Below are 11,152 nucleotides of genomic sequence, written 5' to 3' on the forward strand. Positions count from 1 at the left end.
GGGGCGGGGGCGGGCACGGTCTCCTCGCGCACGTCGCCCCACTCGGGCGTACGGATGTTGCGGAACACCGACGCCTGCTGCGCCTGCGTCATCACGTCCTCACGGGTGACCTCCCCGTCCGGCCCGGTCGGGGTGACGGCGGCCAGGTCCACGCCGAGGTCGCGGGCGAGCTTGCGGATCGGCGGCTTCGCGATCACGCCCACGGAGCTGCGGACGGGGCGGGCGGCCGGGCGACGCCGTCGCGAGGACGCGCCGGAGCCGGAGCCGTAGCCGACGAGCACCGACCCCGAGCCCTCGTCCGCGGCAGGGGCCGAGGGCTCGGCGACGGGCGCGGGCGCGGATCCGTCGTCCTGCACGAAGGTGATGATCGGCGTGCCGACGTCGATCGTCGCGCCCTCCTCCGCGAGGAGCTCGCCGACGGTGCCGGCGTGCGGCGACGGCAGCTCGACGAGCGACTTGGCGGTCTCGATCTCGCAGATGACGTCGTTGACGGCCACCGTGTCCCCGGGCGCCACGCGCCACGACACGATCTCCGCCTCGGTGAGGCCCTCGCCGACGTCCGGCAGGGTGAAGGTCTGGGTGCTCATGATTGATCCTTACTCATTCCGGTCGGTGCGCGAGCGGCTCGTCCCGGTCGTCGAGCGGGCGGGAGCACCGGCCTCAGTAGGCGAGGGACCGGTCGACGGCCTCGAGGATGCGGTCGGCATCCGGCAGGTACTCCCCCTCGAGCTTGGCCGGGGGGAACGGGGTGTCGTACCCGGACACCCGCAGCACCGGCGCCTCGAGGGCGTAGAAGGCGCGCTCCATCACCGTCGCGGCGATCTCGCTGCCCAGGCTGGTGAACCCGGGCGCCTCCTGCGCGTAGACCATCCGCCCGGTGGATCGCACCGAGTCCAGGATGGGCCCGTAGTCCACGGGCGAGAGCGAGCGCAGGTCCACGACCTCGCAGCTCGTGCCCTCCGCCTCGGCGAGCGCGGCCGCCTGGAGGAGGGTGGTGACCATGGCGCCGTGCCCGACGAGGGTGACGTCGGTGCCGCGGCGGACGATGCGCGACGCGTGCAGCGGCAGTGCCGAGGCCTCCAGCTCCACCTCGCCCTTGGGCCAGTAGCGGCTCTTGGGCTCCATGAAGATCACGGGGTCGTTCGAGCGGATCGCCTCCTGGATCATCCAGTAGGCGTCGTTCGCCGTGGACGGCGACACGACCCGCAGCCCGGGCGTGTGCGTGAAGTACGCCTCGGGGCTCTCCTGATGGTGCTCGACCGCTCCGATGTGCCCGCCGTAGGGGATCCGGATCACGATCGGCATCGAGATCGCGCCCTCGTGGCGGTAGGTGAGCTTGGCGAGCTGCGAGGTGATCTGGTCGAAGGCGGGGAAGACGAACCCGTCGAACTGGATCTCGCACACCGGGCGGAAGCCGGCCATGGCGAGGCCGATCGCGGTGCCGACGATGCCCGACTCGGCCAGGGGGGTGTCCAGCACGCGCTGTTCGCCGAAGTCCCGCTGGAGGTGCTCGGTGACGCGGAAGACTCCTCCGAGGCGGCCGATGTCCTCGCCCATGAGGAGGACGCGCGGGTCGTCCTCCATGGCCTTGCGCATCCCGGCGTTGAGGGCCTTGCTGAACGGCATCGTCTCGATGGTCATGCCCGGCCCCCTTCCGTGGCTGCGTCGGCGTCGAAGGACGCCTCGTACTGTGCGCGCCAGGCGCGCTGCTCCTCCACCAGCGGGTGCGGCTCGCTGTAGATGTGCTCGAACACCATCGCCGGGTCGGGGGGCGGGAGGGCGACGGTGCGCGCGCGCAGATCCTCCGCGGCGGACGCCGCCTCCGCCTCCGCGTCCTCGAAGAGCGCGGACGCGGCGCCGCGGGACTCCAGGTACGCCCGCATCCGGGTGATCGGATCCCGCCGGGCCCACTCGGCCTCCTCCGCGTCGCCGCGGTACTTGGTCGGGTCGTCGCTGGTCGTGTGCGCGCCCATCCGGTAGGTCACGGCCTCGATCGCGCGGGGTCCGCCGCCGGAGCGGGCGCCCTCCAGCGCGTGCCGGGTGACGGCGTAGCTGGCGAGGACGTCGTTGCCGTCCACGCGCATGCTGGGCATCCCGTAGCCCGGCCCTCGCTGGACCAGCGGGACCGGCGACTGGGTCGTGACCGGCACGGAGATGGCCCAGTGGTTGTTCTGCAGGAAGAAGACCTCAGGGGTCCGGTAGCTCGCGGCGAAGACCATCGCCTCGTGCACGTCGCCCTGGCTGGAGGCCCCGTCGCCGTAATAGACCATGACGGCCTCGTCGCGATCGGGGTCGCCGGTTCCGCACTTCCCGTCGAACACCAGGCCCATGGCGAACCCCGTGGCGTGCAGCACCTGCGAGCCGAGGACCAGCGTGTAGAGCCGGGTGTTGCCGTTCTTCGGATCCGTCGGGTTCCACCCGCCGTGCGAGACGCCGCGCATGAGCCGGATGATGTCGACCGGGTCGACACCCCGGATCCGCGCCACGACGTGCTCGCGGTAGGAGGGGAAGAGGGTGTCCTGCGGGCGCGCGGCACGGGCGGAGCCGACCTGCGCGGCCTCCTGGCCGCGGCTCGGCGGCCACAGCGCCAGCTGTCCCTGCCGCTGCAGGTTCGTGGCCTGGGTGTCGATCGCGCGGATGACGACCATGTCGCGGTAGAACTGCTCGAGCTCGGCGTCGGTGAGGGCGTCGATCAGCGGGAGGAACTCTTCGGCGGCGGGACTCGGTGCGAAGGCTCCGTCGGCGTCCAGGACGCGGATCAGAGCGGGGTCAGCGGCGGTCACGGTTCTACGCTAACCGAGCCTCACGGCTCGGGCGTGGAGAGTCCGCACAACGGTTCTCCGGATCCGTAGGACCTTCTCCACCGATTCATGCCGCCCGCGGGATATGCCGTCCGTCCGTCTGCCGACGCCTCCCCTGCCGGGGCGAGCCCAGCGCCCTCCCCGCCCGCGCCGCCAGGCCGCCGAGACCCCCTCACGCCATCCACACCCCCTCTGAGATGCGCACCTGCAAGGGGGTTTCGGCGTTGCGAGGGGGTCTCGTCACCGACCGGAGGCGGTCAGTGGCGCAGCGCGGCGGCGGTGTCGAGGATGCGCGGCAGCGACTCCTCCTCGCCGACCGAGATCCGGATGCCGTCTCCGGCGAACGCGCGCACGACGATCCCGGCCTCGGCGAAGGCCTCCGCGGCGGCCGTCGTCTCATCCCCGGTCGGGAGCCAGACGAAGTTGCCCTGTGCGTCGGGCACCGCCCAGCCCTGGGCCCGGAGCCCCTCCGCGAGCGTCGTGCGTCGGGCGACGAGCTCGGCGACGCGCACGCGTAGCTCGTCCTCGGCGTCCAGGCTCGCGATGGCGGCGACCTCGGCGGCGGCGGTCACCGACAGCGGCACGGCGGTGCTGCGGGCCGCGTCGAGGACGCGCGGATCGCCGATCGCGTACCCGACGCGCAGCCCGGCCAGCCCGTACGCCTTGGAGAAGGTGCGGAGGACCACGACGTTGGGGTGGGTCTCGAAGACGCGTTCGGCGAGACCGTCCACGGCGTCGGGCGCGGTGACGAACTCCGCGTAGGCCTCGTCGAGCAGGACGAGAACGTCGCGAGGCACCGCGTCGAGGAAGGCGGCGAACTCGGCGCTCGTGACGATCGGGCCGGTCGGGTTGTTCGGCGTGCAGACGAGCACGACCCGCGTGCGGTCCGTGATCGCCGCGGCCATCGCGTCCAGGTCGTGTCGTCCGCCCTCGGCGAGAGGCACGGGGATCCCCGTCGCCCCGGCGATGAGCGGGATGCCCGGATAGGCCTCGAACGACCGCCAGGCGTAGACGACCTCGTCGCCCACGGATGCCGCGGCCTGCACGAACTGGTACAGGATCGCGACGCTCCCCGAGGCGACGTGCACGGCATCGGACTGGACCCCGTACCGCTCGGCGAGCCGCGCGCGCAGGGCCCCGGCGGTCGCGTCCGGGTAGCGGTTCATGGGTGTGGCCCGCGCCAGGGCGGCCTGCACCTGGGGGAGGGGATCGAAGGGGTTCTCGTTGCTGGAGAGCTTGAACGCGTCGGCGGACGCCTGCTTGCCCTGGCGGTACGGCGGAAGCGCCGCGATCTCAGGCCGGATGCGGGGCAGGATGGGCTCGCTCACCCTGTCGAGTCTAGAACCGTCCCCTCCTCCCCCTCTCCCTCGCCCGGTCTCCTCTCCCGGTCTCCTCTCCCTCCGGCCTCCTCCTCCCCCGGCCTCCTCCCCCGGCCAAAGGCCGCCGAAACCCCCCTTTCCCGCCGAGACCCCCTCTGAAACGCGGGTCTGTAAGGGGGTCTCGGCGGCGCGAGGGGGTTTCGGCGATCGGGAGGAGAGGAGAGGGCAAGGGCCTGTGGAAGTGGACGCGGGCCTGGCAGACTCGGGGCATGCGATTCCTGATCCGCATCATCGTGAACGCGTTCGCCATCTGGGTGGTGACGCTCATGCCCTTCCTGCAGGTGACGGTGACCCCGTTCGCCCCCGGGGAGACGCTGCAACTCGTGCTGACCCTTCTCGTCGTGGCGCTGATCTTCGCCCTGGTCAACACGATCATCGGCACCGTCGTCCGCATCGTGGCGATCCCGCTGTACATCCTGACCCTCGGGCTCATCTCGCTGATCATCAACGGGTTCCTGCTGTGGCTGACCGCCGTCATCACCGGGATGTTCGGCTGGGGTCTGAACGTCGGCAACTTCTGGTGGGGCGTCGTCGCGGCGCTGATCATCTCGATCATCAACGCCGTCTTCGCCGGGATCCTCCGCCCGCAGCGCGACCGCCGCCGCGACTGATCCCTCCGCGGGCCGGGTCCCGCGAACGGGACGACGGCTCCCGCGAACTCGTCGAGGTCAGAACCGACCGTCCGCCGGAGCGTCGTCGCCCGGGGCCAGCACCCTCGTCGGCGGCTCGATCCTCGCGACGTAGTCGGTCGCGAGGATCTCCACCGCCTCGTCCAGTGCCGCGAGGCGCTCCCCGAGCGCCGTCAGCCGCGGGTCCCCGGCGGCGTCGGCGAGCGCCGCGGTCTCGGCGTACGTCGACAGGTGATGGGTCGTCAGCACCGCGTCCTGCAGACCCTGCGCCGGGTCGCCGATCCTCGAGACCACGACGCTGTCCGACGACCCGGTGCCCGCGACGGTGCCTCCCTGGGCGAGGCTGGACACCGGATCGTCCGTGTGACGGACCATCACACTCGTCGTGGACTCGGGAAGCACCGGGTCGATCGGGGAGCCGAAGCCGACCAGCGTGTGCACCGGGAACTCGCCGCTCTGGGCCACGAGGCCGCCGATCATCGCGCCTTGGGAGTGCCCGACGATCGCGACGGCGTCCCCTTCCCCGGCCCCTGCGTCACGGAGCGCGTCGACCACCGCCTGGTACGAGGCGGTCTCCCGGTCGTGCAGGTACAGGTCCAGGTTCGCGCCCATCCCCCACGGTTCCCGGGAGTCGGCGGACAGCTGTGTGCCCGCCACATAGGCGATGTACTCCCGACGGCCGCCGGGCATCGTGTAGGTCTCGACCCGCACCTGCGCGCCGGGGGTGGCCGGGAACCGGTCCGTGAGGTCGGCGAGCCCGCGAGGCGCCGCGGACGGCCCCGGCACCCTGGTCGGAGCGATCGCGACGGAGGTGTCCGACGGGTGCAGCGGCCGATCCGCGGGGCGCACCCCCTTGCCGACCATCCCGACGCCCGTGAGCCACAGTCCCGCGGCCAGCTGCGCCGGGTGGGCGCCCGCGGGCGACAGGTGCTGCGCCCACCAGGTCTGGTCGACGAAGCCATCGAACCGACGCCGCTCCCCCTGAGCGAGGAGGGACGCCGCAGCAGCGGCCGCGGCGGGATTGCGTTCGGAGAGCACCTCGGCATCCCGGCGCAACGCCGCGGCCTCGCCCGGGTCCGAGGCGGCCTGCAGCTCGGCCCGGGCACGCAGCTCCACGATCTCGTACGCCTCAGCCATGAGCTCGACGCCCTGCGCCGTGGGCACCAGCAGCTCCCCGACGCCGGCGATGCGCTGCGCCGGCCCCTCCAGCCCGGACGCGTCCGTACCCGCCCCGTCGGCGAGCGTGCGGACGAGGCGCAGCTCCCCGGCCACCCGCGCCAGCCGCTCCCCCAACGCGCGCAGACGCCGGCCGACGCCCCTCAGCTGCTCCGTGTCCACGGCGAGCGCCCCGCCGCGAGAGATGTCCAGCTCGTCCCCCACCCGTCCGTCCTCCCCGATCGATCCCCTGGTCCCTGCCCGTCTCCGGCGCCGTCGCACACCCGACAGCCCTCGGCCTCCCCCCTCGTGCGGGCCGGACCCCCACAGTCCGGCCCGCGTCCCCCAGCCGCCCTCCTCCCCACGCGGGCGTCGTCCCCAGTCCGGCCCGCGTGCCCATCGGACCGCCCCTTCTGCCCAGCGCCCCCCCACGCCTGCCCGGCGCGCGGCCCCCACCCCTGCCCGGCGCGCGGCCCCACCCGCGGCCGGTGCGCGAACGGCCGTCATCCGATCCCCAGCTCGGACGCGGCCGTCCGTGCGGCCACGGTCGCGTCGGACAGGTCCGCCGCCAACGTCGCCACCCGCTCCCCCAGGGCGGAGATCCCCTCCGAGTGCCACGCCGTCTCCGCGGTGAGGCCGCGCAGCTCCCCACCCGCCGACTCCGCGTCCTCGAGGACGCCGCGCAGCAGCGCCGCCGCCTCACCGAGCGCGCGTTCCGCCTCGATCCCCGCTAAGGAGCCCGTCCATGCCGTCATGCGCTCCACTCTCCGGGACCGGAGGGCGGCGCACGCCCGCGTCCACAGGATCGGTGGACAACCCGGCGTCTTTCTGATCGGTGCAGGACGAGTCGCTGCTCACAGTGCTCCTTCGCGGTCGACCGGCCCTCGCCCCTCGGCAGGAACGGGAGGGTGCGGCATGATGGACGCATGACCGAGCCGGATCCGTTCCGCGTCGTCTTCGTCTGCACGGGGAACATCTGCCGGTCGCCGATGGCGGAGGTCGTGTTCCGCGATCTGGCGGAGAAGCAGGGTCTGGGCGACCGCATCCTCTCCCGCAGCGCCGGCACCGGCGACTGGCACGTCGGCGAACGCGCCGACGAACGGACCATCGCGGCCCTGGCGCGTCGCGGCTACGACGGATCCCTCCATCGCGCCAAGCAGTTCACCTACGAGTCCTTCGCCGACAGCGACCTCGTCGTCGCACTGGACCGCACCCACGAACGGAGCCTGCGGCAGTGGTCGCGCGACGAGTCGGAGGAGGGCAAGGTGGTGCTGCTGATGTCCTTCGACCGTGAGGCGAGCGTGCTCGACGTCCCCGACCCGTACTACGCCGACGCCGCGATGTTCGACAGCGTGCTCGGTATGATCGAAAGCGCGAGCCGCGGCCTGTTCCGTCAGCTCGAACCCGCCATCCGGCCACCGGCGTCCCGGGTCCGCCTCGGTCCCTGAGCTTTCCGAGGGATCCCCCGGACGCCTCGATCAGGAGGTCTCCCCTGACTGCGCAGCCCGCCCACCCGTCCGCGTCGCTGAGCCCCCTCGACGGTCGCTATCACGCCGCCGTCGCGCCGCTCGCCGACTACCTGTCCGAGGCCGGGCTCAACCGGGCGCGCGTCGAGGTCGAGGTGGAGTGGCTGATCGCGCTCACCGACCGCTCGCTGTTCGGCACCTCGCCGCTCGCGGACGCCGACAAGGATCGCCTGCGCGGCCTCTACCGCGAGTTCGACGCCGAGGAGATCGCCTGGCTGGCCCAGAAGGAGGCCGTGACCCGGCACGACGTCAAGGCCGTCGAGTACCTCGTGCGCGACCGTCTGTCCGCCCTCGGGCTGGACGCCGTGGCCGAGCTCACCCACTTCGCCTGCACGAGCGAGGACATCAACTCCACGGCGTACGCGCTCACCGTCAAGCGGGCGGTCGAGCAGGTGTGGCTGCCCGCGCTCCGCGCCGTCATCGCCACGCTGCGCGAGCTCGCCGTCGAGCACGCGGACGCCGCGATGCTCTCGCGCACGCACGGCCAGCCCGCCACCCCCACCACCATGGGCAAGGAGCTCGCGGTGTTCGCCGCGCGGCTGGAGCGGGTCGCGGAGCAGATCGCCGGATCGGAGTACCTGGCGAAGTTCTCCGGCGCCACGGGCACGTGGTCGGCGCATCTCGCCGCCGATCCGGACACCGACTGGCCCGCCGTCTCGCGCGCCTACATCGAGGGCCTCGGCATCGGCTTCAACGGCCTGACCACGCAGATCGAATCCCACGACTGGCAGGTGGAGCTGTACGACCGGTTCCGGCACGCCGGCGGGATCCTGCACAACCTCGCGACCGACGTCTGGACGTACATCTCCCTGGGGTACTTCGCCCAGATCCCGGTGGCCGGCGCGACCGGCTCGTCGACCATGCCGCACAAAATCAACCCGATCCGGTTCGAGAACGCGGAGGCGAACCTGGAGCTCTCCGCCGCCCTGCTCGGGTCCCTGTCGCAGACGCTCGTGACCTCGCGCCTCCAGCGCGACCTCACCGACTCCACGACGCAGCGCAACATCGGCGTCGCGTTCGGGCACTCCCTGCTCGCTCTCGACAATCTCCGCCGGGGCCTCGGCGAGATCTCGCTCGCGCGGGACGTGCTGCTCGCGGACCTCGACGCGAACTGGGAGGTGCTCGGCGAGGCGATCCAGACCGTCATCCGCGCCGAGGTGGTCGCCGGTCGCTCCACGATCGCCGACCCGTACGCGCTGCTGAAGGAGCTCACCCGCGGGCACCGCGTCGGCGCGGCGGAGCTCGCCGAGTTCGTGCAGGGGCTGGAGATCGGCGAGGAGGCCAAGCAGCGCCTGCTCGCGCTCACCCCGGCCGGATACACCGGGCTCGCGGAGGATCTCGCGCGCTGACGGCGGCGGGCGGGGCTCGGCGCGTTTCGTCTCGCTCCGCTCGCTCAACGACCGGGGCGGGAGAGCCACCGGTCGTTGAGCGAGGAGCGCAGCGACGAGACGAAACGCGCCACTCCGCGACGGCCAGCGCTCTGTCAGATCAGGGCTCGGCGACAGCCGTCGTCCTGTGCTGAGGCCGTCCGATCGCGAACCACAGGGCCGCCCCCGCGACGGGGATGAACAGGATGACGGCCGCCCATACAAGGAAGCGACGCACGCTCACCCGCTTCGCGAAGCTCAACGACAGGAAGGCCGCGAACGCGGAGACCGCGATGATCGTCGCCGCCGTCGCGAGGACGACGTCGAGGAGGTCCGGAACAAGCGGATTCACGTCATACCCCGTTCTGCACGCCGTCGTGATGACGTTACCGGTGTCGTGCCCGGCTCGGCGCGTTTCGACTCGCTCCGCTCGCTCAACGACCGGGAACGGGCGCGGCTCAGCGCGTTTCGACTCGCTGCGCTCGCTCAACGACCGGGAAGGGACCCAGCGCGGCGACGAGACGAATCGCGCCCGCCCGGACGCGACGGTCAGCGGTCGGCGGGAGGGTCCTCGTCCGTCGCAGCCTCACGCTGCGCCGCACCCGCCGACTCGTCGGCGCCCGTCTCGGGCGTCTCCTCCGCAGCGGCGTCCTCGGCGGGGGCGCCCTCGGCGGGCGGGTCGAGCAGCACGGGGCGATCGACGGTCTTCGTCACCTGTGCCGGGTCGACCGCGAGAATCAGCATGGCGAGGATCAGCAGCGTGACGATGAAGGCGCTGCCCCCGATCACCAGGGCGAGCCCCCACGGCGTCAGCCCGTCATAGGCGCCGCGCGCGACGGCGTCGATGACCCGGGTGGTGAACGCCCCGGTGGACACGAGCGTGACGACGGCGGCGAAGACGCCGCAGCCCAGGGCGATCCCCAGCAGGTGGAGGGGACGCAGCAGCTCGCGGCGGGTGGGCTTGTCGTCGGTCACGCAGTTCCTCCGTGCTCGGTGGCGGGCCGCGGCGAGAACCCGGCGATGCCGAGCAGCACGGCCACGATGGCCGCATAGGCTCCGAAGATCCCCACCGCGAGGGTGATCCCGGTCAGGATGAAGTCGCCGGCGTCCTCGATCGAGTACGTCCACGCGTACTGCATCGGGACCAGGAGGAGGGCCACGGCCAGCAGCAGGCCGAGCACCCCGACGAGGAGGTGGTCCCGGGCGCCGTCGACCACCGGCTCCCCGCGCTGCGCGGCCTTGCGCGCGCGGATCCCCGCGATCAGCTCGACCAGTCCGGTGAGGGCGCCCCAGGCGATCACCAGCACGAAGAAGAGGGGCGTGGAGCGCCACGCCGGGATCCCGCCGGCCATGCCCGCGAGGAAGGAGAACGCCGCGAGCAGGACGTAGGGCCAGCGCCAGCCCGGCCGGGCGACGAGCCAGGCGGCCAGTGCGAGGACGAGCCCCGTCGCCAGCGCGAACCCGCTGAAGACGGAGAGGCCGACGGCGGCGGAGTGGTCCGGGGAGAACGTGATCATGAGCGCCGCGACGGCCGCGAAAAGGGCGCGCACGAGCTGCACGTGACGCACGCTGAACGTCGGGCTTGCGGAAGCGGTCATGGATCGATCCTCTGCGGGGGTGACCTCCCCAGTCTACGCGGGGGATCGCGGCGGGTCGGCCCGCGCTCAGGCCGGCGACCGCCCCGCGTCCTCGTCCTCTCCGGCGCCGTCGGCGGGGCCTCCCCCGGTCGTGCCGGCCTCGGCGTCGTCCGCGACGAGCGACGTCAGGTGCTCGACGAGCGCGGGCGGGATGGCGCCGTCGCTCAGGACGACGAGCTGCTGCAGGGGCATGCCGAGCACGGGCCCGAGGGCGTCCTCCGGAACCCCCGCGTCGCTCAGCAGCTCACGGATGTACACCCCCGCGCGCGGGTGGCCGAGCCAGTCGCCGAGAGAGCTGTTCGGGTCCAGTGCCATGACGGTTCCTCTCCGGGGCCGGATCCGCTCCGCTCGCCCCGCGGCCCGGGGACCCGGGCCGGTTCCATCAGTACCAGTTCGTGGCCTGGGAGTGGCCCCACGCGGCGCACGGGGTGCCGTACACGCTCTCGATGTAGCCGAGGCCCCAGCGGATCTGGGTGACGGCGTTGGTCTCCCAGTCGTCACCGGCGCTGGCCATCTTGTCCCCCGGCAGCGACTGGGGGATGCCGGTCGCGCCCGACGGGTTGTAGGCCTGGTAGTCCCAGCCCGACTCCTTCTGCCAGAGGGAGCTCAGGCACTGGAACTGGTCGCCGCCCCAGCCGTACTCGTCCGCCGCGATCTG

14 protein-coding genes are annotated in these 11,152 nt (G+C 72.6%); 3 read left to right on the forward strand and 11 right to left on the reverse strand.

Going from position 1 to position 11,152, the window contains the following annotated elements; genetic code table 11:
• The 4 genes from MR1_RS16700 to MR1_RS16715 all read right to left on the reverse strand — a co-directional run.
• The coding region (locus MR1_RS16700) for a biotin/lipoyl-containing protein (RefSeq protein WP_174522556.1) at positions 1 to 587 on the reverse strand (587 nt) is incomplete at its 3' end.
• A 73-nt stretch (positions 588 to 660) separates the two neighbouring features.
• Positions 661 to 1,641: an alpha-ketoacid dehydrogenase subunit beta gene (locus MR1_RS16705; RefSeq protein WP_067249584.1), complete on the reverse strand. Its 981-nt coding sequence runs from the start codon at positions 1,639 to 1,641 to the stop codon at positions 661 to 663.
• On the reverse strand, positions 1,638 to 2,783 hold the full coding sequence (locus MR1_RS16710) for a thiamine pyrophosphate-dependent dehydrogenase E1 component subunit alpha (protein ID WP_067249586.1): 1,146 nt from the start codon (positions 2,781 to 2,783) through the stop codon (positions 1,638 to 1,640). Before MR1_RS16710 ends, MR1_RS16705 begins: the two co-directional genes overlap by 4 nt.
• 275 nt (positions 2,784 to 3,058) lie before the next feature.
• Complete coding sequence (locus tag MR1_RS16715) at positions 3,059 to 4,129, reverse strand: histidinol-phosphate transaminase (protein ID WP_067249589.1); 1,071 nt, start codon at positions 4,127 to 4,129, stop codon at positions 3,059 to 3,061.
• Between the two features lie 260 nt (positions 4,130 to 4,389).
• Here MR1_RS16715 and MR1_RS16720 point away from each other — a divergent pair, with 260 nt between their 5' ends.
• A complete protein-coding gene (locus tag MR1_RS16720) occupies positions 4,390 to 4,791 on the forward strand; it encodes a phage holin family protein (RefSeq protein WP_067249591.1) in 402 nt (133 codons plus the stop codon).
• Positions 4,792 to 4,848: 57 nt separating this feature from the next.
• On the opposite strand, the gene MR1_RS16725 is transcribed toward MR1_RS16720, so the two are convergent.
• A complete protein-coding gene (locus tag MR1_RS16725; RefSeq protein ID WP_067249594.1) occupies positions 4,849 to 6,189 on the reverse strand; it encodes a hypothetical protein in 1,341 nt (446 codons plus the stop codon).
• Between the two features lie 278 nt (positions 6,190 to 6,467).
• On the reverse strand, positions 6,468 to 6,719 hold the full coding sequence (locus MR1_RS16730) for a hypothetical protein (protein ID WP_067249597.1): 252 nt from the start codon (positions 6,717 to 6,719) through the stop codon (positions 6,468 to 6,470).
• Positions 6,720 to 6,890: 171 nt separating this feature from the next.
• Here MR1_RS16730 and MR1_RS16735 point away from each other — a divergent pair, with 171 nt between their 5' ends.
• Both MR1_RS16735 and purB read left to right on the forward strand, forming a co-directional pair.
• On the forward strand, positions 6,891 to 7,412 hold the full coding sequence (locus MR1_RS16735) for a low molecular weight protein-tyrosine-phosphatase (protein ID WP_067249600.1): 522 nt from the start codon (positions 6,891 to 6,893) through the stop codon (positions 7,410 to 7,412).
• Positions 7,413 to 7,456: 44 nt separating this feature from the next.
• Positions 7,457 to 8,839, forward strand: a complete 1,383-nt coding sequence (gene purB / locus MR1_RS16740; protein ID WP_067249602.1) for an adenylosuccinate lyase — start codon at positions 7,457 to 7,459, stop codon at positions 8,837 to 8,839.
• 139 nt (positions 8,840 to 8,978) lie between these two features.
• Here purB and MR1_RS20240 read toward each other — a convergent pair whose 3' ends face one another.
• The 5 genes from MR1_RS20240 to MR1_RS16765 all read right to left on the reverse strand — a co-directional run.
• Positions 8,979 to 9,209 (reverse strand): PLDc N-terminal domain-containing protein, encoded by a 231-nt coding sequence (locus MR1_RS20240; RefSeq protein WP_067249605.1) that lies wholly within the window; start codon positions 9,207 to 9,209, stop codon positions 8,979 to 8,981.
• A gap of 197 nt (positions 9,210 to 9,406) precedes the next feature.
• A complete protein-coding gene (locus tag MR1_RS16750) occupies positions 9,407 to 9,832 on the reverse strand; it encodes a hypothetical protein (protein ID WP_084344839.1) in 426 nt (141 codons plus the stop codon).
• Entirely contained in the window at positions 9,829 to 10,455 is a 627-nt protein-coding gene (locus MR1_RS16755; protein WP_067249608.1) for an acyl-CoA synthetase, read from the reverse strand. Before MR1_RS16755 ends, MR1_RS16750 begins: the two co-directional genes overlap by 4 nt.
• Before the next feature lie 66 nt (positions 10,456 to 10,521).
• Positions 10,522 to 10,809: a hypothetical protein gene (locus tag MR1_RS16760; protein ID WP_067249611.1), complete on the reverse strand. Its 288-nt coding sequence runs from the start codon at positions 10,807 to 10,809 to the stop codon at positions 10,522 to 10,524.
• Positions 10,810 to 10,876: 67 nt separating this feature from the next.
• On the reverse strand, positions 10,877 to 11,152 hold a 276-nt coding region (locus MR1_RS16765; RefSeq protein WP_457920433.1), incomplete at its 5' end, for an aggregation-promoting factor C-terminal-like domain-containing protein.

Source organism: Microbacterium resistens NBRC 103078 (assembly GCF_001552355.1).
Lineage (GTDB): Bacteria > Actinomycetota > Actinomycetes > Actinomycetales > Microbacteriaceae > Microbacterium > Microbacterium resistens.